This window comes from Methylophilus sp., from assembly GCF_052173275.1.
Lineage (GTDB): Bacteria > Pseudomonadota > Gammaproteobacteria > Burkholderiales > Methylophilaceae > Methylophilus.
On sequence record NZ_JBQMUL010000002.1, the window covers coordinates 1,047,352 to 1,074,115 of the forward strand.

The 26,764-nt window shown below is 49.1% G+C and carries 21 protein-coding genes and 1 tRNA gene; 12 read left to right on the plus strand and 10 right to left on the minus strand.

Annotated features, from left to right (window positions below; translation table 11 throughout):
* Window positions 1–119 precede the first annotated feature (119 nt).
* From ACTS9Y_RS06490 to argS, 3 genes are all read right to left on the minus strand, one after another.
* Complete coding sequence (locus tag ACTS9Y_RS06490) at window positions 120–758, minus strand: thiol:disulfide interchange protein DsbA/DsbL (RefSeq protein WP_442585151.1); 639 nt, start codon at window positions 756–758, stop codon at window positions 120–122.
* Window positions 759–926: 168 nt separating this feature from the next.
* Entirely contained in the window at window positions 927–1,517 is a 591-nt protein-coding gene (locus ACTS9Y_RS06495) for an SPOR domain-containing protein (RefSeq protein ID WP_442585152.1), read from the minus strand.
* Window positions 1,518–1,633: 116 nt separating this feature from the next.
* Window positions 1,634–3,292, minus strand: coding sequence for an arginine--tRNA ligase (argS, locus tag ACTS9Y_RS06500; RefSeq protein WP_442585153.1), 1,659 nt, complete (start codon window positions 3,290–3,292; stop codon window positions 1,634–1,636).
* A gap of 59 nt (window positions 3,293–3,351) precedes the next feature.
* Between argS and ACTS9Y_RS06505 the strand changes: the two genes are divergently transcribed.
* The 3 genes from ACTS9Y_RS06505 to ACTS9Y_RS06515 all read left to right on the plus strand — a co-directional run bounded on the left by ACTS9Y_RS06505 (window position 3,352) and on the right by ACTS9Y_RS06515 (window position 10,987).
* A complete protein-coding gene (locus ACTS9Y_RS06505) occupies window positions 3,352–5,616 on the plus strand; it encodes a primosomal protein N' (RefSeq protein WP_442585154.1) in 2,265 nt (754 codons plus the stop codon).
* Between the two features lie 143 nt (window positions 5,617–5,759).
* Window positions 5,760–7,466, plus strand: a complete 1,707-nt coding sequence (locus ACTS9Y_RS06510) for a ShlB/FhaC/HecB family hemolysin secretion/activation protein (protein ID WP_442585155.1) — start codon at window positions 5,760–5,762, stop codon at window positions 7,464–7,466.
* A gap of 182 nt (window positions 7,467–7,648) precedes the next feature.
* A complete protein-coding gene (locus ACTS9Y_RS06515) occupies window positions 7,649–10,987 on the plus strand; it encodes a two-partner secretion domain-containing protein (protein WP_442585156.1) in 3,339 nt (1,112 codons plus the stop codon).
* Between the two features lie 512 nt (window positions 10,988–11,499).
* Here the strand turns inward: ACTS9Y_RS06515 and ACTS9Y_RS06520 are convergent.
* From ACTS9Y_RS06520 to ACTS9Y_RS06530, 3 genes are all read right to left on the minus strand, one after another.
* Window positions 11,500–12,522: a plasmid recombination protein gene (locus tag ACTS9Y_RS06520; protein WP_442585157.1), complete on the minus strand. Its 1,023-nt coding sequence runs from the start codon at window positions 12,520–12,522 to the stop codon at window positions 11,500–11,502.
* 311 nt (window positions 12,523–12,833) lie between these two features.
* On the minus strand, window positions 12,834–13,733 hold the full coding sequence (locus ACTS9Y_RS06525) for an OB-fold protein (RefSeq protein ID WP_442585158.1): 900 nt from the start codon (window positions 13,731–13,733) through the stop codon (window positions 12,834–12,836).
* A 28-nt stretch (window positions 13,734–13,761) separates the two neighbouring features.
* Window positions 13,762–15,117, minus strand: a complete 1,356-nt coding sequence (locus tag ACTS9Y_RS06530) for a site-specific integrase (protein WP_442585159.1) — start codon at window positions 15,115–15,117, stop codon at window positions 13,762–13,764.
* Between the two features lie 95 nt (window positions 15,118–15,212).
* Between ACTS9Y_RS06530 and ACTS9Y_RS06535 the strand changes: the two genes are divergently transcribed.
* The 8 genes from ACTS9Y_RS06535 (at window position 15,213) to ACTS9Y_RS06570 (ending at window position 22,001) form a co-directional block, all read left to right on the plus strand.
* Window positions 15,213–15,286 (plus strand) — tRNA-Gly (locus ACTS9Y_RS06535).
* Between the two features lie 11 nt (window positions 15,287–15,297).
* Window positions 15,298–16,158, plus strand: a complete 861-nt coding sequence (thiD, locus tag ACTS9Y_RS06540; protein WP_442585160.1) for a bifunctional hydroxymethylpyrimidine kinase/phosphomethylpyrimidine kinase — start codon at window positions 15,298–15,300, stop codon at window positions 16,156–16,158.
* Window positions 16,142–16,768, plus strand: a complete 627-nt coding sequence (thiE, locus tag ACTS9Y_RS06545; RefSeq protein WP_442585161.1) for a thiamine phosphate synthase — start codon at window positions 16,142–16,144, stop codon at window positions 16,766–16,768. The genes thiD and thiE overlap by 17 nt, the downstream gene beginning before the upstream one ends.
* Window positions 16,769–16,838: 70 nt before the next feature.
* On the plus strand, window positions 16,839–18,209 hold the full coding sequence (gene mpl / locus ACTS9Y_RS06550; protein ID WP_442585162.1) for a UDP-N-acetylmuramate:L-alanyl-gamma-D-glutamyl-meso-diaminopimelate ligase: 1,371 nt from the start codon (window positions 16,839–16,841) through the stop codon (window positions 18,207–18,209).
* A gap of 18 nt (window positions 18,210–18,227) precedes the next feature.
* The gene (locus ACTS9Y_RS06555) at window positions 18,228–19,172 is read left to right on the plus strand and encodes an energy transducer TonB (RefSeq protein WP_442585163.1); all 945 of its coding nucleotides are present in this window, start codon (window positions 18,228–18,230) and stop codon (window positions 19,170–19,172) included.
* An 86-nt stretch (window positions 19,173–19,258) separates the two neighbouring features.
* Complete coding sequence (locus ACTS9Y_RS06560) at window positions 19,259–19,573, plus strand: (2Fe-2S) ferredoxin domain-containing protein (protein ID WP_442585164.1); 315 nt, start codon at window positions 19,259–19,261, stop codon at window positions 19,571–19,573.
* 11 nt (window positions 19,574–19,584) lie between these two features.
* Window positions 19,585–20,841 (plus strand): biosynthetic peptidoglycan transglycosylase, encoded by a 1,257-nt coding sequence (locus ACTS9Y_RS06565; RefSeq protein WP_442585165.1) that lies wholly within the window; start codon window positions 19,585–19,587, stop codon window positions 20,839–20,841.
* Window positions 20,842–20,885: 44 nt separating this feature from the next.
* Entirely contained in the window at window positions 20,886–22,001 is a 1,116-nt protein-coding gene (locus ACTS9Y_RS06570) for a pseudouridine synthase (RefSeq protein WP_442585166.1), read from the plus strand.
* A gap of 105 nt (window positions 22,002–22,106) precedes the next feature.
* On the opposite strand, the gene ACTS9Y_RS06575 is transcribed toward ACTS9Y_RS06570, so the two are convergent.
* Window positions 22,107–23,309, minus strand: coding sequence for an MFS transporter (locus tag ACTS9Y_RS06575; RefSeq protein WP_442585167.1), 1,203 nt, complete (start codon window positions 23,307–23,309; stop codon window positions 22,107–22,109).
* A gap of 28 nt (window positions 23,310–23,337) precedes the next feature.
* Entirely contained in the window at window positions 23,338–24,111 is a 774-nt protein-coding gene (locus ACTS9Y_RS06580; RefSeq protein ID WP_442585168.1) for an exodeoxyribonuclease III, read from the minus strand.
* A 27-nt stretch (window positions 24,112–24,138) separates the two neighbouring features.
* Here ACTS9Y_RS06580 and pyrE point away from each other — a divergent pair, with 27 nt between their 5' ends.
* Window positions 24,139–24,786, plus strand: coding sequence for an orotate phosphoribosyltransferase (pyrE, locus tag ACTS9Y_RS06585; protein WP_442585169.1), 648 nt, complete (start codon window positions 24,139–24,141; stop codon window positions 24,784–24,786).
* A gap of 32 nt (window positions 24,787–24,818) precedes the next feature.
* On the opposite strand, the gene ACTS9Y_RS06590 is transcribed toward pyrE, so the two are convergent.
* Together ACTS9Y_RS06590 and ACTS9Y_RS06595 are read right to left on the minus strand one after the other, a co-directional pair.
* Window positions 24,819–25,214 (minus strand): YidB family protein, encoded by a 396-nt coding sequence (locus ACTS9Y_RS06590; protein ID WP_442585170.1) that lies wholly within the window; start codon window positions 25,212–25,214, stop codon window positions 24,819–24,821.
* 217 nt (window positions 25,215–25,431) lie between these two features.
* Window positions 25,432–26,676, minus strand: a complete 1,245-nt coding sequence (locus ACTS9Y_RS06595) for an AmpG family muropeptide MFS transporter (protein WP_442585171.1) — start codon at window positions 26,674–26,676, stop codon at window positions 25,432–25,434.
* Window positions 26,677–26,764 lie beyond the last annotated feature (88 nt).

The window sequence follows — 26,764 nt, forward strand, 5'->3', positions numbered from 1 at the left end:
GGATGCTGCATGGAAAATGCGTTGTGTTGCTGACCACAGTCATCGGACATTGACTGATTTGCAGGTCAGCACCATAAAAAAGCCCTGCAGATGCAGGGCTTTTTCATTACAAGCGACGCTTATTTTTTGGCTTTGTCTTTGCGTACGTTGTTAATGATAAAGTCTGCCGTTTGCAATGCTGCATCGTTACCGCCAGCCATAGAGCTGCCGGTAATATATTTACCATCAATCACCAGGCTAGGCACACCTGTGGCACCCGATGATTTGAAAATTTGCATCGCTTTATTCATCTGCATGGTGGTGGCAAATGATTTGAACGCCTTTTCAACTTTGATTTTGTCCAGGCCGCCCTGCTTGATCACCCAGTCTATCGCTGCTGCTTCATCCGCCGGATTTAATGTTTTGCTTTTGTGGATCGCATCAAACAGCTGGCTATGCAGTTTGTCCAGTACACCCAGCTCCTGCATGGCGTAGTAGGCTTTAGCCATTGGCGCCCAGCTAGCATTTGGCAAGGCGGGTACGCGTTTGAAATAAACATCGGCAGGTAGTTTTTTCACCCATGCTTCCAGCGGCTGTTCCATGTGATAGCAATGTGGACAGCCGTACCAGAAGATTTCCATGACTTCGATTTTGGCAGGCTGGTCGGTAGCGATTTGTTGCGCGACCTGGTCAAACTGATCACCTGCTTGTGGATCTGCCAATGCCGCCGTGGAGGTGAGCCCAGCCAATAGCATCAGACTTAACAACATTTTTTTCATATAGTGAGTTTCCTTGTTCGGTGGAAAATAATGATTAAACGTATCTATGGTTTGTAATACACCTGGATTTTTAATATCCCCGGATTTTTAATACACCCAAAATTCATGGCACAGTGATTTAACGTCTCTGGGTGACAACACGATGACAACCCAATAGCATGCATGAGATTAATGGGCAGAGGATTCGATATTGACCTTGATCAGATTGGCCTGGAAGCCATTGGTTTCCAGATCATGGCTGATTTTACTGATCTTGGCCAAATCGCGCAGCGGCCCGATACGTACGCGGTGCATGGTGCCCTTGTTTGGGATCTCAGCCGTTTGCACAAAGGCTTCAAACCCGACTAATGCCAAACGTGTTTTCAGGTTGTTTGCATCATCTTCTTTAGCGAAAGCGCCCACCTGCACAAAATAGCTTTCCTGCTTGATGGTGGGGTTCTTTTTCACCTGTTCTTCACTGATCTTGCTCTCGGTATCCGGCAGGATAGTGTAGAAATCAAACTTGTTCGGGTCTTCAATCGCAGCGCTGCCAGGTTTGACCTCTTCTTCTGTCACCGTGTTTTTAATCGGTATTTCCTGCTGGCTCTCGTCTTTTTTGAAGGCGCTGGAGAATGGGCTATGGTCGCCTTTGATATAAATGATCAGGGCCACTGTCAGGGCGACCCCCAAAAAAAGCCCTACCAGCAGGCCGTTAAAAAACGAACTGCCGCTGCTTTTAGCTTTGGCTTTTGTTTGAGAGGGTTTGTAATCGCGACTCATGTGTAGTGTTTAACCATTCATTTCGGTGAGTTATTGCTAACTCGTTATGTTTCAGCGCATGTGCTTACGCGACCAATGTTTCAAAGCAGCTTCTGTTTCAAAACGCCCATTAACGCTTACATTTTTTCCGGTGCACTCACGCCTAGCAGTTGCAAACCGTTACGCAACACGGTGCGTGTGGCGGTGATCAGCGCCAGGCGGGCCTGTTTGAGCTGCGCGTCATCCACCAAAAATTTGGTGTCATTGTAATAACTATGCAAGGCACTGGCTAGTTCTTTCAGGTAATTGGCCACCATATGTGGCGCCAATGCCTGGCAGGCGGTGGTGACGACTTCCGGATACTGGCTGAGTGCCTGCATGAGTGCGGTTTCTGCCGCAGATGCCAAGGGTGACAGATCAGCATCTGCCAGGCTGGCACTATCACCGCCCCATTGGTTAAGCACGCTGCAAATGCGCGCATGTGCATATTGAATGTAATAAACCGGGTTGTCATTGGTTTGTGCGCGGGCCAGGTCAATATCGAACACCAGTTGCGAATCTGCACTACGCGCGGCCAGAAAGTAACGCGTCGCGTCACAACCGACTTCTTCGATCAGGTCGCGCAAGGTGACATAACTGCCGGCCCGTTTCGAGAGTTTGACTTCTTCGCCACCGCGCATCACGGTGACCATCTGGTGCAGCACATATTCTGGCCAGCCTTGCGGGATGCCGGTATTTAATGCCTGTAAGCCAGCGCGCACGCGGGTGATGGTGCTGTGGTGGTCGGCGCCCTGCTCGTTGATCACGCGTTTGAAACCACGGTTCCATTTTTCTCTGTGGTAAGCCACATCGGGTACAAAATAGGTATAGCCACCCTCTTTTTTGCGCATGACACGGTCTTTGTCGTCGCCAAAGTCGGTGGTGCGCAACCACAAGGCATCATCCAGCTCGTAGGTATGGCCGCTGCTGATGAGTGCTTGCACAGCGTTGTCTACTTTGCCTTCGGTATATAAAGCGCTTTCCAGCGAAAACACATCAAATTTAATCTGGAAAGCCTGCAAGTCGAGGTCTTGCTCATGGCGCAAATAAGCCACGGCAAATTTGCGGATAGATTCTGCATCATTGATATCGCCGCTGGCGGTCACTGCCATATCATCCGCGGTCACGGTTTCTTTCGCTAAATAAGCTTTAGCGATGTCGGCGATATATTCACCACGGTAGCCATCTTCGGGGAAACGCGCATCATCAGTCGCTATCCCCTGCGCCCGTGCATGCACCGATTTGGTCAGGTTATCGATCTGGGCGCCAGCGTCATTGTAATAAAACTCGCGCGTGACATCCCAGCCATTCGCATCCAGCAAGCGGCATAAACAGTCACCCACTGCTGCACCACGTCCGTGGCCGACATGCAGTGGGCCGGTCGGGTTGGCCGATACAAACTCCACCTGTACTTTTTCACGCTGGCCAGCCGTATTGCGGCCAAATGTCGCGCCAGCCTGGAAAATGCTTTTGACAACATCCTGCTTGCTCTGCGCAGAGAGGAAGAAGTTAATGAATCCGGCACCGGCGATTTCTACCTTGCTGATCACATCATTGGCTGGCAAGCCATCAATGATGGTTTGTGCAATCGCACGCGGATTCTGCTTGAGCGGTTTGGCCAGCTGCATGGCAATATTGCAGGCAAAGTCACCATGCTCGGCCGATTTCGGCCGCTCAAGGATGATATTCAGGCTGGAGGTGTCTTCCACCAGCGGGGTCACCGCTTGCAGAATCAATTCTGTGATCGTTTGTTTCAAGGTTAAAATGGTGCTGAATAGTCAAACCGCCATTTTAACCTAATAAACCACTTTCACCCATGTGTTCAGCAGCCCTTTCCTCTCCGGCCATCACTTCTACCGGCATTGTCCGCGTAGTGCTGGATGTGCCATTGGATCGCCAATTTGATTACCTCAACCCTGGGCTGGATATACACGTAGGCAATCGTGTGGTCGTGCCTTTTGCCGGGCGGCAATTGATCGCCATTGTGATGGCGCTGCCAGCAGAAAGTGAAGTGCCTGCCAATAAACTGAAAGCGGTGATACAGGCCTTTGACGATGTGCCATTTGAGGACGCCACCCTGAAATTGCTGCGTTTTTGCGCAGATTATTATCACTACCCGTTCGGCCAGACTGTGCTTTCCAGCCTGCCATTGCGCTTGCGGCAAATCAAACCGGCGGTGTCGCGCAAAATGTGGGTCTATACATTAGTCCAAGCAATACCGGAGGGCCTGATAGGCAAGCGCCAGCTTGTACTTTCCAGGTTGATTGCTTTGTTGCAGCAACACGCGGAATGCAGCGAAACCCAGTTGGCAGAGGTGTCTGCAAGCTGGCGAAAAAATATACAGCCACTGCTGGAGGGCGGGCTGGTTTCCCGGCGTGAAGTGCTGGCGATACGGCCTTCGCTAGCTGCCTCAGCCCATGAGCCAACGCTAAACGACGAGCAGGCGCATGCCGTCAAATCTATTTTGCATGCCTCGAACCGGTTTCAGCCCTGGCTGCTGTTCGGGGTGACTGGCTCGGGGAAAACAGAGGTGTATATCCGCCTGCTGCAAGCCGTGCTGGCGGAGCCGCAATCTCAGGTATTGATCATGGTGCCGGAGATCAATCTCACGCCGCAACTGGAAGGCCGTTTTCGTAGCCGCTTAAGCCAGTTCTCGCTGGTGACTTTGCACAGCCACTTAAGTGAAAGTGAGCGCTTGCAACACTGGCAGGCCGCGCAGTCAGGCGAAGCGCGCATTGTCATTGGCACGCGCTTGAGTGTCTTTACGCCCATGCCACATCTCAAGCTGATGATCCTTGATGAGGAGCATGACAGCTCCTACAAGCAGCAGGATGGCATGCGCTACCATGCGCGCGATGTCGCTCTGGTGCGCGCAAAACAATGCCAGATTCCGGTGGTACTGGGCAGTGCCACCCCCTCGCTCGAAAGCTGGTACAACGCGCTCGGGCAGGTGGATAACCCTGCGAAAAAACCGACTTACCGTCTGCTGACTCTGAAAAATCGCGCTGCGGCACAGGCGCAATTACCCCGCATATTTTGTGTGGATACCACACACTCGCCGCCTGAGGCTGGCTTAACGCCACAGTTGAAACAAGCGATAGAAAAACGCCTGCAACGCGGCGAACAAAGTTTATTGTTTATCAACCGCCGGGGCTATGCGCCGGTATTGCATTGCTCCGCCTGCCAGTGGCTGGCAGATTGCCGCCGCTGCTCTGCCAAAGTGGTGCTGCACCTGCGGCAACGGCTATTACGCTGCCATCACTGCGGTGATGAGCAACCGGTTCCCCTGCAATGCCCGAGTTGCGGCAATGCCGATCTACGGCCGGTCGGTCAGGCCACGCAGCGTGTGGAAGAAACCCTGCAGCAATTGTTTCCGCAGGCACGGGTGGCGCGGGTAGACAGGGATACCATCCAGGGCAAGGATGCGCTCACAGCGCTGTTGTCCGCCGTACATGCAGGAAAAATAGATATCCTGATTGGCACGCAAATGCTGGCCAAAGGCCACGATTTTGCCAATCTGACCCTGGTCGGTGTGCTGGATACCGACAGTGCGCTGTATAGCCCCGATTACCGAGCCAGCGAGCGCCTATTTGCGCAGTTGATGCAAGTGGCCGGGCGCGCAGGCCGCGGCGATAAGCCGGGCGAAGTGTTGATACAAACGGCTTTTCCGCAGCACCCTTTGTTTGCCGCTTTGCAGCAGCAAAATTATGCCGAGTTCGCCAACACTTTATTGCAGGAACGCATCACATTACAGTTTCCCCCGGCGGCTTATATTGCTGTCATGAAAGCTGAAGCGGCTGACTATGCGCTGGTGGAGCAATTCTTGACTGATTTGACCCATTCTGCGCGCGAATTTGTCGCGCAACACGCGCAAAATTTCCCGGAAAAACCCATGATTTATGACCCGGTGCGACCCGGTATTGCCAGGCTCAATCGCATGGAACGCGGGTATGTGATGTTGCAATGTGCTCAACGCGGAGCATTGCAACAACTTTTGCAGGCAGCAGTCGCCTGGGCGAGACAGCATCCACTGCAGGCGAAGATACGCTGGGTGGTGGATGTGGATGCGATTGAGTATTGATTTTTGCAATGTTTTCGCAACATTTTACGTATCAAATAATTAATTATAGTAAATAATTGTTATCAAATTGATTATGCATATATAGTATAATTTGTAGTGATATATGATGAGGCCTTATATTGAGGGTGTTATAAGGAATCATCTTGAAAAAACAAATAACCCGGTGGAGTGTAGTAAATTTATTGGCGGTAGGTTATACAGTGCAAGCGTTTGCTGGCGGTGTGTCTTTACCCGATATTCAGCAAAATTTGCCCAGACCTATCCTGCCACAACCTAACCCTGTCATCCAGGTACCAGAAGAGACGCCAGTCCCTGAAAAGAAACAAAAAAAATCCAACCTGCAGATCGTCGTCAAAGAATTCAAGTTTTCGGGCAACAAACAATTCACAAGTGAAGTGCTGGCTGCGCAAGTGGCGCATCTGACAGGCCATGAAATCGGCATGCGTGAACTCAATGAAGCCGTAGGCACCATCCGTAATTACTACCGCCAACGCGGCTACCTGCTCACACAAGTGTATTTGCCCACGCAAGATCTGCAAAAAACCGGTGCGGCGGATGCCGTTGTTGAGCTTTCTATCCTCGAAGGTACGCTGGGCGACGTTAAAACCGAAGCGGGCGAAGGCCTTAACCAGCCTTACTTCCAGTCACTTTCAGAATATGGCCTGGACAAGGGCGAGGTGCTGAATGAGCGCAATTTAATGCGCAACCTGATGGTGATGAATGGTTTGCCAGGCATACAGGTGACTTCTCAGCTTAACCCGGGCGAAGCGGTTGGTAGTTCGGATGTGGCTGTTTCAGTAGAGCCAAGAGCGAAATACAGCGGCTTTATCAACGCCAACAATTACGGTAACCGTTTTACCAACCGTGAAACAGTAGGCTTTGGCTTGGCTGTGAATAACCTGAATGGGCGCGGTGACCAGCTGGCTGTGGTTGGCAAAGTATCCAATGATGAAGGGCAACGTTCTTTGAGTAGCTTGTACTTCACACCTGTGGGTGATGCCGGCACGATCTTGAACGTCGCTTACAGCTATGTTGATTACAAGCTTGGTAAAGAATTCAAAGTGTTTGATGCACACGGTGATGCGCATTATTTCTATGGTTCTCTTGAGCATCCGCTGTTGCGCGAAACTAAAAAAGGCATCGCATTCAAGGTCGGTACTAACTACAAGATTTTGGATGATGACGTTGATGCCTTCCTGATCAATAACCGTCGCGATATCGCCAGCCTGGAACTCGGTCTGGTCGGCGACTGGATCAATGATGGCGGTAATGTCGCTTATCAATGGGGCCTGATTCTGACGCAAGGTAATGTCTCTTACAAAGATAATGTCGCCAAAGCGAGTGACCGGTCATTACTGGATACCCAGGGCAGTTTCCTGAAATGGAACTGGACTTCCAGCCGTACCCAAGTGTTTGAGAACGGCATCAACTGGATTGTGCGTGCTGATTACCAGGGCACCAACAGCAACCTGGATATCGCTGAAAGATTTGGTATCGGTGCAATCAACCGCTGGCGCCAGTTCTCCGAGATCCCTAGCCAGGCTGATCAAGGCTGGATGGTAGGCACGGATATTCGTAGAACGTTCGTGTCTACGGCTGGTGATGTCACGCCTTATATTCAATCAGTGACCCCATTTGCCTTTTATGACGCAGGTCGCGGCAAACTGAACCATGAGCCATTAGGCAGTGATAACCATGTCCGGTCAAACCATGTCGGTGTCGGTACGGATATCCAGTTCCCAGGCCAATGGATTTTAACAGCGACCTACTCACAACAAAAACGTGATCTGGATGGCGCTGCCAGCGATACACAATACCAATTGTGGGCCCAGTTACGTAAGAACTTCTAATTGATTACGCAGCAAAAAAGTAGCAAATAACAAAATTAAAAATCGTAGCCCGTTAGTCATACTGGGCTACAGACAAAAAAAACTTCCTGAATCAAACTATTGATAAATCAGGAATTGAGAGAAGTAATGGAAGACCCCCCTGATCTTGGAGGATCAGGGGAGTACCTATTAGGAGAAGTGTCATGAAAGCAGCATCCCTAAATCACGTTTATCGCCTTGTGTGGAGTCATGTCCAGAATGCTTGGACAGTTGTAGCCGAAACTGCTCGCACCAAAGGAAAAAAATCAACCACAGTGAACGCAAACGCATCCGTTTCCGATGATGTGTTTTCTGCGCGATTAAGCAAATCAGCCAAATGGGCGTATGCCATCGCCTCAGGTGTGGCGGCTTTGTACATGCCAACTATTGCACAGGCGTTACCTTCAGATGGCGTTTTGAATTATGGTCACGCTGATTTCGTTAAAAGCAACAATGATACGACACTGGATATCAATCAAACGACAGCCATTCTAAAAGCTTCCTTTGTGCAGTTTAATATTGATGCACATGAAACAGTGAATCTTAACCAGGCCGCTGGTGCTAGAGCCATGTTCGTTATTACAGGCAATGATGCTTCCAAAATCGCTGGTAAGTTTAATGTTGACAGCCTGCTCTTCTTTATAAACCCTAACGGTGTTTATTTTTCTGATACTGCGCAAGTGAATGTCGGCAGCATTGTTGTGTCACCATTATCAATGAAAGATGACGATTTCTTAAACGGAACTTATCGCTTCACTGGTGCTAACAACACGGGCTCTGTGATCAACCACGGCGTCATTAAAGCGAAAGACGAAGGCTTTATTGTTCTGTTGGGCAAAACGGTTGAGAACACGGGTACTTTAGTCGCTAATAACGGAAGCGTTGTACTTGGCTCCGCACAAGAAGCCACGCTGGATTTTTATGGTAATGGTTTGGTTAGGGTTAAGTTATCTGGCGATGCCCTTGAGGCTGCGGTAAAAAACAGTGGCCTGATCCAGGCCAATGGCGGTCTGGTGCAATTAGCGACCAGTGCCCGTTCTGCTGCGATCAACATCACTGGTATTGTAGAAGCCAACCAGCTGGTTGAGCGGGATGGTGTGATCCGCCTGGAAGGTGGAGATAACGGCCAGGTACAGGTTTCTGGCCAGCTCATCGCAAAAGGTGAAAACACCACTGGCGGTACGATTGCCGTGACCGGCGAACAAGTGGCGCTATTGAATGGTGCCGTGCTGGATGCTTCTGGCGATAAAGGTGGCGGTAAAGTATTGGTTGGCGGCGATTATCAAGGCAAGAATGAAGCTGTTTATAACGCTCAGACTGCCTATGTCGGTGCTGGCGCAACGATCAAAGCGGATGCCATCCAGCAAGGTGACGGCGGTACAGTCGTGGTATGGGCAGACCAGCTGACACGTTACTACGGTGACATTTCTGCACAAGGTGGTGCGGCTAGCGGCAACGGTGGTTTCGTTGAGGTTTCAGGCAAGCAGGACCTGGATTTCCATGGTGGCGTTGATGTGGGTGCTGTGAATGGCGCAGGTGGTACCGTGCTGCTTGACCCAACCAATATCATCCTGAGCACCAATCCTCAGCTGCCATTGCCTGACCTTGCCAATGGCACGCCTGATATCGCTTTTGGCAACCCAGGTACAACAACGACAGTGAACGTGAATAGCGTTAAAGGCTTTAATGAGTTGTTCCTGCAAGCGACTAATAATATTACTGTGAGCAGTGCGCTGACAATGACGAAGGCAACAGGCAGTGTTCGCCTGGAAGCCGGTAACGATATCAATGTGAATGCCAATATTACTTCAGGCACCTTTGGCAAGGTGACGTTGAAAGCTGACGCAGATGGCATCGGTGGCGGTAATATCGCCATCGGCGCGAATATCACAGGGTCTGCAGGCGTGACGCTTTCAGCCGCGACGATTACCCACACCGCTGGTAATATCAATACCACAGGTAGCGTGCTGGGTATCGCCGGTGATGTGAAAATTGACACCACAGGTAGCGCTAACCTTGGTAGCGCAAACATCAATGCCAATGGCGGCACCGGCCTGCTTTTTGGTGGCGATAAAGGCGGCGAAGTAAAAATCACTGCCAACAGTTTGACGATGACAGGTAATATCAATACCACCGGTGGCGCTTCATTTAACCCGGTGTTAGGTGGCGGTCAAGGTGGTGCGGTCACCATCACTACTGCGAACGGCGCAACTGTGGGTAACATCACCACCAGTTCAGGCAATGCAGGCTTCAGCGCACCTAGTTCCAGGTTATCAGGCGCAGTGAATATCACCAACACTGGTAATGGCGACATTAACGCTGGCAATATCAACAGCAATGGCGGCACCAATGGCATAGGCGGTAGCGTGACGCTGGATGCCAAAGGCGGTAGCGTCAAGGCGCTGGTTATCAACACCAGTGCCGGCGCCAGCACTGCCTTTACACAAGGTATGAGCGCGGGTAATGTGAAGGTGAATGCGAATGACAACATTGATGTAGGCACCATTACTGCAAATGGCGGCAATGGCGTCCTGCTGAATCCATCAGGCGGTGCAGCTGGTAAAGTAGAGTTGATCGCGGCCAATGGCACTGTGAATATGGGCGCGGTGACTAACCTGGCTGGTACCGCATCATTCTTCGGGACTGCCGGTAAAGCAGCCACTGTCTTTGCCCAGGCCGGTGGTGATTTAAACCTGAATGGCAACATCCTGACCAGCAGCAGAGCAGATGATGCGGTGCAACTGGTGGCCGGTGGCAATTTCAAAAATAATGTAGATGCCACTATCACTACCGGTACGGATGGAAACTGGACCATTTACAGCAACGACCCGACCGGCGATGTTAAAGGCACTAATTTGCTGGCTGCGTATGACTACAAGCAATATGGCACCACGTTTGGTGGCGCGTTGCTAGGCACTGGTAATGGCTTTGTGCATGCAGTCAGCCCCACCGTGACCGCCACTTTGAACGGTACAGCAACCAAGACTTTCGATGGTAACAATGTAGTGACTGATGTGAGTGGTTTGTCAGTCACCGCTTCAGGTGCACTGGATGGCGATATCGTCACCATCACACCAACGCCGATCACTGCTGCTACTTATGACAATGCCGCTGCTGGTACAGGCAAGCCTATCGACAGTACATACAATGTGGCCAGCATTACCACCAGAGAAGGCAAGCAGATATTCAACCCAACCGCAGGTTCGTTTAATGGCTATACCGTCGTAACGAATTCAAACGCGACAGGGACTATCGTGGCTTTGCCTGCACCAGTCACAGCGTTGGGCTTCGCTTCCCCCAGGGATGATGCTGGTTTGGGTGGTTTGATCCCTAACAACCCGGCACTGAATACCATGACTATCGTTTCATTGAACCCTGCTGCGGGTGATGAGGAAGATCTGGATGCGGTAGCATGTCCTGTCAATGAAGATAGCCTGGGTAGTACACCTGTATTGAACTCTGGTGTGAAATTGCCGGATGGTGTCAGCTCCAATTGTATCTAGTTCAGAGCAGCTAACTCTTTTGCGCCAGGTTTAAAGGCGCTTGAAAAAAGCCGGGCAATCGCCCGGCTTTTCTTTTGTGTGGCATAACATTTTATTTAGGTGCTTAGCCAAGCAAGTAAAATACAAGTAAAATAATGGCTATTCGCGGCTGTAGTTCAATGGTAGAAATGATACTGAAAAATTTCTACTTTAAGTAATTGATTCTAATGATTTTTTATTAAATTCAATTTCGAACTACACTAAAATAATGACACTAGTAAATGACACTTAATTCTAACTTGATTTTGCCGAATGGCAAATGCTCTTCGCCCGTATGGGCACATTTCCCAGGTTCTTAGTTTTTTAAATATCCAGCTTGTTCTTTTTAATTATGCTAGATGGCATATTAAAAATTACTTCCTCTTGTGTGTCTTCATATGTATGAATTAAATCACTTAAATATTGCATATGCTCTTTAAGCTTATTAATGTCTTGAATTTCAATCTCTTTATTGTTGATATGTATTAATAACCTCATAATTTTTTACTTTTCATCAAACTGCTATTAGGTTCAGTGGCATCTCTTCTAATTTTTTTCATTTTGAAATTGGTAGCAATTTGTGGGTAATTTTCCTTAACAAATTTAGCCAGCTCTAAATCTTCAACACCTTTTGCTATAGCTTGTTGGTCTTTTTCAACTTGAACCTGCATATCAATTACATTGGCAATCTGTTGCTCTAGTTCCAGCATGGAAATATTTAGAGTGTTTGATTTAATATTAATGTCAGCAGCTTGCTCTTTAACTTTCTTGAATGCTTTGGCAAGTAACTTGGTAGCTCTCTTCTTTTCTTTCCACTCATTCCTGTTCAATCGTTGAGCTTTTGGACCTAATCTATCTAAACCACAATATACAGAAACAGTTTGATAAAAATCATCCTGAAATTTTCGCATGGCATCTTTATAAGCTTTGACCTGCTCTTTTTTATTCACTGGTTGATTAAGTGCTTTAGCTTCTTTCTCAATTCTTATATTTTCAGCAAATCCCGGATGCATCTCAGGTGTAGAGGCAATTCTGGTTTTATTTACTACATAGAAATGTAAATGAGGGTATTGCTCATCTGTATGCTCTAAAACACATAGCAAGTTATCTCCCCATTGTTTTTTCATGAACTCAATTGATTGCTCTTTAAAAGTGATGAAGTCTTGTTTATCATCATCAGACCAAACAGCAACTCTTGGCTTTGGGAATGAAACAACACCAGCAAGCAGAATATTTTTGTCAGATTTTATTTTTCTGCCAAGTCCATCTTTTTCAGTTTCTACTTGTGCCAGTATATTTTCGTAATGAACATCTAGTGTGAGATTGTTTTGACTATATAAATAAGTTGGAGCTACAGGAGTAAAACCATCAGCAACAATATGGTCTGTGAAACCCTCTACCCTGGTAGCTTCCCAAATCACACCACCAGTGCTTGTTTTTCCAGTAGTGGCATTGCCACTTCTGCTATAAAGCTCTAAATGCATAAATTGGCTTGTTGTTTGTTCTTTTTTTGCCATTGTAAAAATCTCCTGCTCTCATATAGTTATCGCAGAAAATTTCTCAATGTCAACATACCTCTAGCGCAGTGGTTTTATGTAGATAGGTTTTTTACTTTTTTTTGGTTTTTGTCTTTGATTTGATACGTCTAGGTACAGACTAGGGGTATCTAACGATACCCACACTACAAAGCTTCGCTTTTTCGTTCAGTCTGCCAAAGAGAGATAAATCTCTCTTATGGAATCTCTCTAAACCTTGAGATTACATCTCAAACTCTGTGCCACCAAAAAACAAAAAACCAGCATTTAGCTGGTTTTCTATTTTGTGGTGGTTAATAATCAGTTTGACCTAATTTCTTCCTTAACTCACCTTCAATTTTTAATGAAACTTTATTATTAAATTGGTCTGAAAGTTGAAGAATTTCACTAGAACAATCAATATTATCTGTATAGCAAGTTGAATCGGCTGGGAGGTTTTTAGCATAAAATATCGCAGATTTTAAATCTTCAATAGCTTCAGAATTATTTGTTTGCACATTATCTAAAAATCTTTGAATAAGTTGTTTTTCTGCGGATATCATATTATTTGCATAATCTTCTGAAAACACACAGTGTTTAAAAATTACTCTACCAATTATTTCACCAGCTCCTATACAAACTAAATGAACATAATCACCTTTATTTATCTGTGAGATTTTATCTAAATTTGGCTCATAAAATGTTAACTGTGGGTATGAATATTCATTGTATCCATATAGTTCAAGAAACGGTCCTTGCCCACTTCCACTGTTAATACTTGCGACCTGTCCGGTTATATAAAGAAGGTTATGCTTATATTTTTTATCGGCTGCAACTCCATTCTCTTGATATGACAATTCAACATCAGTAGATGAGGTCAATATTAATTTATTTTTAAGTGATGAATTTCGCCCTGAATTAAATGAGTTAATTTTTTCTTGTAGTATGAAGTCTAATATTTTCTTTTCTTTTTCACTCAATGTAATCTTTGGCTTTTTTATATCTTTTATTTTGCTTAGATTATTAGAATTATTTGAAATCGTATTGTCTTTTTCATCTACAGAAGTATTGTTTTTAGTTGTAGCTGCTTTTTCTTTATTACTCTCATCATTAGCAGTCGAACCATTATCTGTAGAACATCTCACCATTGTAATAATCAAACCAATGAAGACTAATTTTGATATCACATTTAAAAATTTCTTCAACCCATCCATAGAGTTCCTTTAATTATTTTAATATTATTTAATCAAACTCGAAAAATGAGCTTTCAATCTCTTTATATTTTAAAATTTCTTGGGTTTCATTTCTCAACATTTCAGCACTAAATTTTTGAGAGTAAGTTTTACCATTTACTCCTTCAGGAGTATGGCCTGTCAAATCCTCTCTAATTTCAACATTAATCTTATGTTGTTTCAGTCTATTAATACAAGTGTGTCTGAAGCAATATAAAACTTTTACTTTAATTTCAAGTTCACTTCTAAGAAGTTCGGTAAAGTCTTCACTAAAAATAACCGAGAAATTTTTACCTTTTGGTTTCTTTAAATCAAATAATCTTTTGTTGGATCTTGTGCCTAGGTAATCAAGAAATCCATGATCAATTAAAAGCTGATGTATATAGATTTTTCTTTTGCTAGCTCTATTCTTTAATGTTTTCTCATACCCATCATCATTAATATCTAAGATATGAAAATCACCAGATATATCTTTATAGATATCCTCTGCCATTAATTGGCATATTTCATTAGGTCTAGCTCCAGTTGTTAAGAGTAATAACAGAATGAATTTATTTTGCTGATTGCTTCTTACGAAATCACTTTTGAAAATTTTATCTAGCTCTTCAGTAGTAAAAGGTAATCTACCTTCTTCATCTTCAATATCAAAATCATGACCATTGAAAGGATTAGAATTTGTAGTTTCACCATTGGCGATTTGCTTCCTAAAAAAAGTACCTAATACACCCATTATGTTTTTAATATTTTTCTGAGGTTGTTTAGTTGCTTTTAAATATTCAATGTAGACCAGGACTACATTCTTTCTGTCTATTTGATTTAAATATTTGATACCTCTTTCAAGACAATATTTATGAAAATTAGTAACTATTCTGAGATATTTAGATCGAGTTTGAACATTTTTTACCTTCAGTTTTTTAAAATATGTATCGATTAGCACCTCAAGTGTTTCACCTGAATACTGCTGAGTGAGCTTTACATATAATTCTTTATTAGATTCATCTTGAGACTTGTCTCTTTTCAATTCAGCCAGTTCAGCTTCAGCTCTAAGCATTTCTAATTCTCTTTTATGCTTAAAAGCTCTGCTATCTTCAATCTGTTGTTGAAGTAGCATAAAAGATTTCATATCTTCAGGATTGCTTGTATCAACATTTACTTTGATAAGATTGCCTTGGTTGTCATATACAGCATCGAATTTTTTAAACTTGTCCATTTGTAATCTGGCTAGTATTTGAATTGCTAAAATTCTAGCTGTTTTGATACATCTGGTCTTTAAATTAATTCTTTTAGCTATTTGCTTGTTATTCACAATTTTAGTTTGCCTAAAATAGAATGTTCCATCGGTTCTTTTTTCAAGGAATAGCTTCATGTGAGTGTCTCATTTAATGATAAAATGACACTTATTAATGACCCTATTTTAGAAAAGTGCTAAAAAAATATTGTTTAAAAACAAGCACTTAAAATGCGGCTGTAGTTCAATGGTAGAACGCCAGCTTCCCAAGCTTGATACGCGGGTTCGATTCCCGTCAGCCGCTCCAAAGGAATTTTCATGGCTATCACTCCCCCAACCGTTCTTACATTTGCAGCAACAGACCCCAGCAGTGGTGCCGGTGTGCAGGCAGATATCATGGCGCTCGCCAGTATCGGCTGCTACCCACTTTCAGTGATCACGGGTATCACGGTGCAAGATACCGTGGGTGTAGAAAGTGTCATGCCGCTGGACGCAGACTGGATCAATGACCAGGCACGTACCATCCTTGAAGACGTCTCCGTCAGCGCATTCAAACTGGGTTTGCTGGGCAGCGTCGAAAATGTCGCCATCATCGCCGAAATCGTGGCCGATTACCCGGATGTGCCGCTGATTATTGATCCTATCCTCACTTCAGGGCGTGGTGATGAGCTTTCCAATGAAGAAATGCAAGCCGCCATGTGCGAATTACTGTTCCCGCAGGCCACACTGATCACCCCTAATAGTTTGGAGGCGCGCCGCCTCGCCTATTACGACGAGGGTGATGAAGTGAAACACAGCTCGCTGGAAGAGTGCGCGTTGCGGCTGCTGGAGATGGGCAGCGAATACGTCATGATCACCGGCACCCATGAGCGTTCTATCGATGTAGTGAATAGCTTATACGGTATGCAGCTGAGCAATATGCCTGGCTTGATCAAGGATTATCACTGGGAACGTTTGCCAGGCAGCTATCATGGCTCTGGCTGTACCCTCACCAGCGCGATCACTGCCTGCCTGGCGCATGGGCTGACCATTGAAGAAGCCGTGCATGAAGCGCAGGAATTCACCTGGCAAACGTTGCGCCATGCTTTCCGTCCTGGCATGGGGCAATTTATCCCGGATCGTTTTTTCTGGGCGCGCGAGACCGATGTCCAGGAAAAAGCCAGTGAGCTACAGCATTAAAGGGCTGTACCTGGTCACGCCAGATTGCGATGACACCACATTGTTGTGCGAGCAGGTGAAGCAGGCAGTGCAAGGCGGTGTTTCCATCGTGCAATACCGTCATAAAACAGCCAGTGATGCATTGCGAATTGAACAGGCCAGTGCCCTGCTAACTATTTGCCGCCAGGCCAGGGTGCCTTTACTGATTAACGACCATGTGGCACTGGCGGTGACGCTGGACGCAGACGGCGTACATATCGGCCAGCATGATCAAGCCATCGCAGCAGCACGCGCGCAACTAGGGGCAGGCAAAATCATAGGCGCCTCCTGCTATAACCGTTTTGAGCTCGCGCAACAGGCGCAAGCAGCCGGTGCAGATTACATCGCGTTTGGTGCCTGCTACCCCTCCCCTACCAAGCCAGATGCGCCGCGCGCAAGCGCAGAGTTGTTCAGTCGGGCGAAGCAATCGCTGTCATTGCCTGTGGTCGGCATCGGCGGCATTACCCTGGATAACGCGCCACCATTGGTCGCCGCGGGTGCAGATGCGCTGGCTGTGATCACAGATATTTTCCAGGCCACAGATATTGCAGCGCGCTGTCGCCAGTACCTGCCACTGTTCGCGAAAAATTGAGTTTTTTCGCTACCGCTTTATCAAACGTTGTTTGGTAAAATGCATTCGTTAAATTGATTCGGTAAATTCTATGCATATTCACATCCTTGGTATTTGCGGCACGTTTATGGGCGGCATTGCGGTGCTGGCAAAAGCCGCAGGGCACCGTGTCACCGGGTGTGATGCCAATGTGTATCCACCAATGAGTACGCAACTGGAAGCGCAAGGCATAGAGCTGATAGAAGGCTTTGACCCCAGCCAGACCGCATTCAAACCTGATATGTATGTGATAGGCAATGTGGTCACACGCGGGAACCCCCTGATGGAAGAAATCCTCAATCAGGGCCTGCCTTATATCTCTGGCCCGCAATGGCTGGCCGAGCATGTACTGCAAGGCAAATGGGTATTGGCAGTCGCCGGGACGCATGGCAAAACAACGACTTCTTCCATGCTGGCGTGGGTGCTGGAATATGCCGGTCTGGCGCCGGGTTTCCTGATCGGTGGCGTGCCGGAGAACTTTGGCGTGTCCGCCCGTTTGCCACAAACACCTAAGCAAGACCCAAAATCGCTCTCGCCCTTCTTTGTGATTGAGGCCGACGAATACGACACTGCCTTTTTCGACAAGCGTTCCAAGTTTGTGCATTACCGTCCGCGCACGGCGGTGTTAAACAACCTGGAATTTGACCACGCCGATATTTTTGAAGACCTGCCCGCGATTGAAAAACAGTTCCATCACTTAGTACGCACTGTGCCGCAGCTAGGCTTGGTGGTTGCGAATCAGCAGCAAAGTCTGGACCGCGTGCTGGCCCGTGGTTGCTGGAGTGCAGTGGAGCGCATAGATAGTGCTGCAGGCTGGCAAGTGCAACATGTCGATGCACAAGGCCGCTTCGATGTGTTCTTTAACGGCGAACGCCAGGGCAATGTGAGCTGGGAGCTCATGGGTGAGCATAACCGCAGCAATGCGCTGGCCGTGATTGCCGCTGCCCGCCATATTGGTGTGGCGCCGTGTATCGCGATCGAAGCATTAAGCGAGTTTAAAAACGTCAAACGGCGCATGGAAGTCAAAGGTGTCGTCAACAACGTCACGGTCTATGATGACTTTGCCCATCACCCCACTGCTATCGCCACTACGGTCGCAGGCTTGCGTGCCAAGGTCGGCACAGCGCGTATCCTGGCAGTGCTGGAACCGCGCTCCAACACCATGAAACTGGGGGTGATGAAAGAGGCATTGCCTGAAAGCCTGCGGGATGCAGACGCTGTATTTTGCTATGCCAACAACCTGGGCTGGGATGCAGCCGCTGCCCTCGCCCCCATGCAAAGCAAAGCACAAACATTTGAGGATTTAACCCAGCTGGTGCAAGCCGTCAGTCACGTGGCACAACCCGGTGACCATGTGCTGGTGATGAGTAACGGCGGCTTTGGCGGTGTCCATCAGCAATTATTGCAGGCTTTGCAGGGCTAAACAGGCGGCAGATGCCCTATGCGCTTCCGTGAACGATCGCCTCTGGTGTGGGCTTTATGGTTTTCGCTGATCGCGCATGCGGTACTGCTGACGCTGCATTTTCAGCCTGAATTAAAAGCGCTCAAAGACCAGATCCCTTCACTGAAAGTGATGCTGGTGAACAGCAAAACCCAGCAAGCACCTAAAAATGCCGATGCCCTGGCGCAAGCTAACCTTGACCGTGGCGGCAATACCGACGAAAAGCGGCAGATGAAAAGCCCGTTGCCCAGCGTGCAGAAAATGCCGTCGACGACGCCGCAAGCGGCTGAGGCGACCATGCAACCCGCCATGCCAGCCACGCCGCAGGATGCAGAATTACAACGTCATCAACAGCGCGTGGCGCAACTGGAACAGGAAGCGCAAGCGCTGATGACGCAACTCAAGGCCAGCCAGACAGTGACCAGCGTGCAGGCACCACCGTTGTCACAAACACAGGCGGCGGCCAGAAAGCCCACCCCACAAGCCCTGAACCAGCCGGTGCAAACGCAGCGTGAGATCATGGCCATGCAGGAAATGGCCAAACTCGAAGCCCTGATCGCCAAGCAGCAGGATATTTACGAAATGCGCCCCAAGCGTCAGTTTATAGGGGCACGCACGCGTGAGTACCGTTTTGCGAATTATGTGGATCAATGGCGGCAGAAGATCGAGCAGGTGGGTAACCTCAACTACCCGGAAGCAGCGCGTACGCAAAAACTGTACGGCAAACTGCAATTGACCGTGGCTATCCGCGCCGATGGCAGTATCGAACATATTAAGATCCAGCAGAGTTCGGGCAAGCGCTTGCTGGATGAGTCCGCACGGCGCATTGTGCAACTCGCCGCACCTTTCCCGGTGTTTCCTGAAGATATCCGCAAAGATACTGATGTCCTGAGCATCACCCGCACCTGGACATTTAGTAAAGAAGACCAACTTTCAACAGAATGAAGCGTCTAATGTTTTTCTATTGCAGGTCTTTTTCTGTGGTATTTTTCCTTGATCATTGTGTATAAGCGGCACCAGAAAGCAACCTTATGAATCAAAGTCACTTTCAATATCATGTATTTTTCTGTCTCAACCAGCGCGAAAAAGGCGAGGACTGCTGCATGAACCGAGGGGCGGAAGCAGCGTTTGATTACATGAAAAAAAGCGTCAAGAAACAGGGCCTGGCCGGTACGGGGAAAGTCCGTATTAACCGCGCCGGCTGCCTGGACCGTTGCGGCGAGGGGCCGGTCATGGTCATCTACCCGCAGGCCGTGTGGTATACCTTTGTCGATAATGAAGATATCGACGAGATCATAGCAAGCCATTTGCAGCACGGAAAAGTGGTGGAGCGGCTGCTGGTCTAGGGCAAACACGCATGCTGCTAATATGGCTTAAAAGGCTGGTATTGACGGTGCTGGTCGCCATGCTGGTGACAGTATTGGCATTGATTGGCTGGATCTGGCAACCGTATGACACACAGGCTTGGCGCGTCAAGTTGCCAGTGGCTGGCGGGGTGCAAGTGCGGGTAGTGCCGCTATTGATGCTGGCGACTTCTGCGCCCGGGCGCTGGCTGTTAGACCGGCAGGCCTTTAATTTACATCACGGCGATATCCAGTTATATGACGAAGATGGGTTGCGTGCGAGATGCCGCCATTGCTGGATAGAGGCCAAGTCGGTCAGTGACCAGCCCATCGTCATTCCCAAGGTAGAGCTCTGGTTGCAAATGAACCAGCAGCATATCCACGGTTACCTTTCGGTGGGCGAAAACCAGCCGCTGTTTAAAATAGATTTTAATGGCAAAGTCAGCATGCGCAGCTTAAAGCTGACCTGGGAACTGCCGCAAACGCCGTTGCAGGCATTGCTTAAACCGTTGCAGCCGCATTCTCCGGTGATACGGGAAGCGATTGTTTCCGGTTCGTTAACCGCTTCGGGCACCATGCGCTGGCCCAAGCAGGAGTGGAGTGCACAACCGCAGTTGAGTGCGATGGCGGTTTCCGGCCTGAACATCAGCGCTGCCACCATGTTGCCCTTACAGTATGATTGCCCGTTACTGGACGAACATAAACACCCCGAAACCATGCAATGGGTGCCTTACGACAAACTGGGGCGCTGGCTGCCGGTGGCTGCCATCATCGCCGAAGATGCCGAATTCAAACATCATCCCGGTTATGTGATGGCACAAATGCAGCATCTGCTAGGCAAGGAAAGTGCAGATAAACAGGTAGGCGGCAGTACCATTACCCAGCAACTGGCGAAATACATGTTCACCAACGGCGAGCGCACCTGGAAGCGTAAAGTAGAAGAGTTGCTGTATGCCGTGCAACTCGAATCTGCGCTGACAAAAACCGATATCCTGGAGCTTTACCTGAATACGGTAGACTTGGGCCCCAGCCTGTGTGGCGCACATGCCGCCTCGCTCTACTACTTTAATGTGCCACCGCATAAACTCAACCCGATACAGGCAGCCTGGCTGGCTGGCATTATCAGCAATCCGCATCGCGCCTGGAAAAAACAGTATATCCAGCAACAGCCAGATTTGGCCAGAGCGCAAGGCATTATGCAGTTTATGCCACGTAGTGCACGCAAAGAGCCCGGCAATTTGAATTTTCGTCCGGTGAAAGTCGCTGGATAACTTACAATAGCACTTTATTTCCCAATCAAGCCGGGACCCGCATCTTGAGTACAATCAAACTGAATAAACCCCCTGCCGACGGTGACGAAACGTCAAAACGCAGCAAACCGGTGCGCCGCATCTCATCGACGCTGCGTGACCGCACACAACCGCCGCCTAAACCAGCTCCTAAAGTCGTTGAGAAAGAGCCTGCAGCTGCCAAAAAAGCTTACGCAGAAAAACCTGCGCGTCAGGAGCGCAGCAGGCATGAGGGCAAGCCAGGCGATAAACCCTATGCGCGTAAAGACTCACGCAATGAGCCACGCAGAGAGCCACGAAACGACTCTCGCTATGGCTCACAGCAGGATACTCACAAAGAATATAGCGCCGATCGTTCTGTGCGGCGTGATGATGCGTCGCCAAGACGCCCGATTGCGCCAACGGATCCGGATGCGCAACCGCGCCTCTCCAAGGTGATGGCGGACCGCGGCCTGTGTTCCCGCCGCGAAGCCGACGACTGGATCGTCAACGGCTGGGTCAAGGTCAATGGCGAGATTATCGAAACCCTGGGCACCCGCATAGACGTGGATGCCGAGATCATTATCAGCACCTACGCCAAAGAATACCAGGCCGAAAACGTCACCATCCTGCTGCACAAGCCGGTAGGCTATGTCAGCGGCCAGGCGGAAGACGGCTATGAGCCAGCAGTGGTTTTGGTGAAACCTGAAAACCAGTGGTCAGAAGACCCTACCCAAAAAACATTCCATCGCGGTATTTTCCATGGTCTGGCGCCTGCCGGACGCCTGGATATCGATTCCACCGGCTTGCTGGTGCTGACGCAAGACGGGCGTATTGCGCGCGTCTTGATCGGGGATGATTCCAGCACAGAAAAAGAATACCTGGTGCGAGTTGAGGGTGAGCTGAGTGCCAATGGTATGGCAAAATTGAATCATGGACTGAGCCTGGATGGTGTACAGCTCAAACCGGCCAAAGTCTCCTGGCAGAATGAGGATCAGTTGCGCTTCGTGTTGCGCGAAGGGCGCAAACGGCAGATCCGCAGGATGTGTGAGCTGGTGGGGCTGAAGGTGGTAGGCTTGAAGCGCATTCGTATCGGGCGGATTAATTTGGGGAAATTACCGGCGGGGCAGTGGCGGTATTTAGCGGCGAATGAGAAGTTTTGATGACTGATGGCTTGCTGATGAGATTTGCAAGGGGCGAAAAGCAACGCTACAGCATTGCGTAAAAACTCGTTCACTTCTCATCCAAGAACCCTCATTCAAGCACCCTCATTCCGCACCAGGCTTAGCCTCCCTGATTGGCAAGTTAACCACGGCAGCCAGTGTAGCCAGCACCATATCCCCCACCCACATCCATTGATAATCCCCATTGGCATAAAACACCAGCCCGCCCAACCAGGCGCCAAAAAAGCCGCCGATCTGGTGGCTCAGTAAAGTCAATCCAAACAAAGTGGCTAAATATCGCGGACCAAATAGCTTACCCACGAGCCCCGCAGTAGGCGGCACTGTAGAGAGCCAGGTGAACCCAAGCACCGCCGCAAACACATAAAACGTCCATTCCGTTTTTGGCGCTGCCAGATAGATGCCCACCGCCACGGCACGCGATGCGTACATCCAGAACAGGATCATTTTCATGCGCCTGGTTTGCCCCAGCCATCCGGCGTATAAACTGCCCACCACATTGGCCAGGCCTATGATCGCCAGTGAGGTGGCGCCCACTGCTGGTGCCAGCCCACAAATATTCACTTCCCCGGGCAAATGCGTGACCAGGAAGGCAATATGGAAACCGCAGGTAAAAAATCCGGCATGCAGGCAAAGATAACTGCGATCTTTAAAGGCGATGCGTATTTGTTGCCTGAGGGTGATCGTTTCTGGCGCCTTAGCAGCGTTTGGTGCAATAGCAGACTGGTTTTTTCGCAGCGGTAGCGCCAGAAAAATACTGCTTAAGGAGGTGAATGCCAGGATCAGCAGCGCATTGATCCAGTTAAAAGAATGAATGAGTGCCTGCGCCATCGGTGCAAATATAAATTGCCCGAACGAGCCGCCGGCATTAATAAATCCGGCCGCAAAAGAACGACGTTCGGCGGGCAAGCGCGCCGCTACAGCGCCGATCAGGATAGAGAAGCTGCCTGCCCCTGCGCCCACCGCCGTCAGGATGCCGATAGAAAATACCAGGCCGAATTCAGAGCTGACAAAGGGTGTCACGGCAAGCCCGGCGGCCATGAGCAGAGTGCCGATCACAATTACTTTGAATGAGCCGACCCGGTCAGCCAGCATGCCGAATAAGGGTTGCGCCAAGCCCCAGGCAAACTGGGCAATGGCCATGGCAAAGCTGATGGTGACGATGCCCAGCCCGGTGCTGCTGTTGAGTGGCGAGACAAACAGGCCTAAGGATTGGCGTATACCCATGGTGACTGCCAGGATGGCAGCGGCGGCGATAATGATAGGCCATACGCTTTGCTGTTTATGCATAGTCACTCTTTAAACCAGCAAGCTGGTGTCAGTCCTGGTAATCGACAATCAATGGCGCGTGGTCGCTGAAGCGTTCTGCTTTATAGACGCTTACCGCCGTTGCCCGCTGCGCCAATGCCTGTGTGGCAAGCTGGTAATCGATACGCCAGCCTACATTTTTCGCCCAGGCCTGGCCGCGGTTACTCCACCAGGTATAACATTCATCAGTGGTTTCCGGGTGTAAGGTGCGATACACATCTACCCAGCCGACACGACTCAGGATATCAGTCATCCACGCACGTTCTTCAGGCAAAAAGCCGGAGTTTTTGCGATTGCCTTTGTAATTCTTCAGGTCTATTTCCTGGTGCGCGATATTCCAGTCACCACAAATCACCACCTCGCGGCCTCCGGCAACCAGCTGCTCCAGATGCGGCAGAAATAACGCCAGCACCTGAAACTTGAATTGCTGACGTTCTTCTCCGCTGGAACCGCTGGGCAGGTACAAAGACACCACACTCAGGTTGCCATACTGGCATTCCAGGTAACGGCCTTCAGCGTCAATATGCGCATGGCCCAAGCCGATAATGACTTTATCCGCTGGCTGTTTGCTGTAAATGCCGACCCCGCTATAGCCCTTTTTTTCGGCATAGTGAAAGTAGCCGTGATAGCCGGGCGGTTGCAGCATTTCCGGCTGCATATCCGCCGCCTGGGCTTTGAGCTCCTGCAAACAGACGATATCAGCCTGGCTGGCCGCCAGCCATGGCAAAAAGCCTTTGTTGCAGGCTGACCGTATGCCATTCAGGTTCAAGGTTATAATACGCATTGTTCAAATTCTTTCTGTTTTTCTCAAATGACTGCAAAACCAATCAGTGCCGATTTTATTACTTTTTCCATCCACAAACAGGTGTTACGTTTTGGGGAATTCAAGACCAAAGCCGGTCGTTTAAGCCCGTATTTTTTTAATGCCGGCCTGTTTGATGATGGTGAAAGCCTGCTCAAACTGGGTGAATTCTACGCACACAGTATTCTACAGTCTGGCTTGCAATTCGATATGCTATTTGGCCCGGCCTATAAAGGCATTCCGCTGGTGTCGGCGATCAGTATCGCGTTTGCGCGCATGGGGCAGAATCTCCCCTATGCCTATAACCGCAAAGAAGCCAAAGATCACGGTGAAGGCGGCACGCTGGTGGGTGCGCCACTCAAAGGCCGCGTGTTGATTATCGATGATGTGATCTCTGCCGGAACTTCTATCCGTGAATCGGTAGAAATGATACGCCAGGCGGGCGCGATCCCTTGCGGCGTCAGCATTGCTTTAGACCGGCAGGAAAAAGGCCTGGGCGAATTATCGGCGGTACAGGAAGTAGAGCAAACCAACCAGATGCCGGTAGTGAGCATTGCCAAACTGGCTGATCTGTTTGCGTATCTGCAAGGCAACGAGAGCCTGGCGCAATATTTCCCGGCCATCCAGCAGTATCGCGCACAGTACTGCATTGTGTAAAAGCTGCCGTGCAAATAGCGGGCTGAGGCTCGCTATTTTTGTTTAAGCATGCCCATTAATCTGGACATGATCAGCGCCGGATTATTCTCCACCGCACCGTTTGGCGTCAATTGATCAACGACATCCGGGATATATTCCGCAATCTTGGCCGTAAGCTCTTGATTGCTCATCTCCAGCTTGGCCGCGATGCCGGTTAATACGCTAGTGCCCAATGCGGCACCTATCTGTTGGGCAGAGACATGCGCATTTGCCCCGGTACCTACCCAGGAATCGACTTGCTCGCTCAAACCACCATTTTTCAGGGTTTGCAGAATGCCGGGCAAACCACCGTATTGCTGGAACAGCTCCATCGCCAGTTTTGCCATCGGGGCTTTGTCGCCCATGACTTTGTTCATCATGGCACCGGCTATATTGTCGAATAATCCCATTGTGGCTCCTATGCAGTTAAATTTTTATTTGTGCTCATGGTTAAAGCATCTTTTGCGTAAATTTTTAGAGATTGTAACGTTTCTTTCCATCTCCAGGCGACCCTCTTTCTGACGCTTGCCCACAAGCAGGAAAGCAAAGAACAAGACATCCTGGCTTGCGCTTGTTGTCGCGCTCGCCCTTTGCCCATAAGCCAGCTGTTGATTCAAACAAGAGCCGTTAACGCTCTCGCCACGGTGCCACCTTAAACAACAACACCATCCCCGGGATCGCCAATAAGGTACACACATAAAAAAACTGTTCCCAGCCCAGGCTCTCCACCATGCCACCCGTCAACGCATTAAATATTGAGCGCGGGACTGCAGACAAGCTGGTAAATAATGCCAGTTGGGTTGCGGTATAGGCCGGGTTGGTTTCACGCGCCATATATGCCACGTAAGCAGCGGTGCCCAAACCAATGCCAAAGGCTTCTGCGCCAATCACAATGGCCAGCATGCTGCGTTCAGCCGCGCCGATCTCGGTAAACGGGCCGCTGTGCGCCAGCCAGGCAAAGCCCAAAATGGATAATGCCTGTACCACGCCAAAGATCCATAAGCCACGATTAATCCCCAGTTTGAGCATCCACAAGCCGCCGACAAAGGCACCGGCGATCTGCATGACCAGGCCACTGCCTTTGGCAATCGCGCCGATATCGGTTTTGCTAAAGCCCATATCGATATAAAACGGCGTAGCCAGCGCGGTAGCCATGCTGTCGCCCAGTTTGTATAGCAGGATAAACAGCAATACCCATAGCGCGTATTGCCAGCCATTGCGCTGCATGAATTCCTTAAAGGGCTCTACCACTGATTGCAGTAACGTTTTGGGAATGCTGGGGGCGGCAGGTTCTTGCGACCATAAGGTGAAGCCAATGCCTGGCAGCATGAATAAACCAACAATTAAAAATACTTGTGACCAGGCCATATGGTCAGCCAAGATCAGTGCCAGTGAGCCTGGTACCAATCCGGCGATGCGGTAAGCGTTGACGTGTATGCTGTTGCCCAGGCCCAGCTCTTCATCGCTGAGTATTTCGCGGCGGTAGGCATCAATGACGATATCCTGGCTGGCGGAGAATAAGGCCACCAGGGTTGCGAGCAGGGCCACGGTGGAAATATCCAGTTGCGGCTGGCACATGCCTAGACCCACTATGCTGAAGAATAACGCCAATTGTGTCGCCAGTATCCAGCTGCGCCTGCGGCCAAATCTGGCCAGCAATGTGTACCTGTCCATCAGGGGTGCCCACAAGAACTTCCAGGTATAGGGCAGTTGCATAAAAGCAAAAGCGGCGATGGTTTTGAGGTTGAGACCCTCGCTACGCAACCAGGCCGGTAATAGCTGCAATAAAAGATAAAGTGGCAGGCCGGAACTGAAGCCCAGCGCCACACACATCAGCATGCGGCGGTTGAATAGCGTTTTTGCAATGGTCATGCCAGCATTGTAATCGCTTTTATTTGGCCACCGCTGGCCGGGCAAAAAAAAGCCAACCCTTGCGGGTTGGCACACTCGGAGATCAAAC

Bases quoted from the DNA above. Each gene is read 5' to 3' on its own strand.
- ACTS9Y_RS06580 (WP_442585168.1), bottom strand. From the start codon at position 24,111: ATGCGTATTATAACCTTGAACCTGAATGGCATACGGTCAGCCTGCAAC.
- ACTS9Y_RS06520 (WP_442585157.1), bottom strand. From the start codon at position 12,522: ATGGCAAAAAAAGAACAAACAACAAGCCAATTTATGCATTTAGAGCTT.
- ACTS9Y_RS06565 (WP_442585165.1), top strand. From the start codon at position 19,585: ATGCTGCTAATATGGCTTAAAAGGCTGGTATTGACGGTGCTGGTCGCC.
- mpl (WP_442585162.1), top strand. From the start codon at position 16,839: ATGCATATTCACATCCTTGGTATTTGCGGCACGTTTATGGGCGGCATT.
- ACTS9Y_RS06595 (WP_442585171.1), bottom strand. From the start codon at position 26,676: ATGACCATTGCAAAAACGCTATTCAACCGCCGCATGCTGATGTGTGTG.
- pyrE (WP_442585169.1), top strand. From the start codon at position 24,139: ATGACTGCAAAACCAATCAGTGCCGATTTTATTACTTTTTCCATCCAC.
- ACTS9Y_RS06525 (WP_442585158.1), bottom strand. From the start codon at position 13,733: ATGGATGGGTTGAAGAAATTTTTAAATGTGATATCAAAATTAGTCTTC.
- ACTS9Y_RS06530 (WP_442585159.1), bottom strand. From the start codon at position 15,117: ATGAAGCTATTCCTTGAAAAAAGAACCGATGGAACATTCTATTTTAGG.
- ACTS9Y_RS06505 (WP_442585154.1), top strand. From the start codon at position 3,352: ATGTGTTCAGCAGCCCTTTCCTCTCCGGCCATCACTTCTACCGGCATT.
- ACTS9Y_RS06490 (WP_442585151.1), bottom strand. From the start codon at position 758: ATGAAAAAAATGTTGTTAAGTCTGATGCTATTGGCTGGGCTCACCTCC.
- ACTS9Y_RS06515 (WP_442585156.1), top strand. From the start codon at position 7,649: ATGAAAGCAGCATCCCTAAATCACGTTTATCGCCTTGTGTGGAGTCAT.
- ACTS9Y_RS06495 (WP_442585152.1), bottom strand. From the start codon at position 1,517: ATGAGTCGCGATTACAAACCCTCTCAAACAAAAGCCAAAGCTAAAAGC.
- ACTS9Y_RS06560 (WP_442585164.1), top strand. From the start codon at position 19,259: ATGAATCAAAGTCACTTTCAATATCATGTATTTTTCTGTCTCAACCAG.
- thiD (WP_442585160.1), top strand. From the start codon at position 15,298: ATGGCTATCACTCCCCCAACCGTTCTTACATTTGCAGCAACAGACCCC.
- ACTS9Y_RS06590 (WP_442585170.1), bottom strand. From the start codon at position 25,214: ATGGGATTATTCGACAATATAGCCGGTGCCATGATGAACAAAGTCATG.
- ACTS9Y_RS06555 (WP_442585163.1), top strand. From the start codon at position 18,228: ATGCGCTTCCGTGAACGATCGCCTCTGGTGTGGGCTTTATGGTTTTCG.
- ACTS9Y_RS06575 (WP_442585167.1), bottom strand. From the start codon at position 23,309: ATGCATAAACAGCAAAGCGTATGGCCTATCATTATCGCCGCCGCTGCC.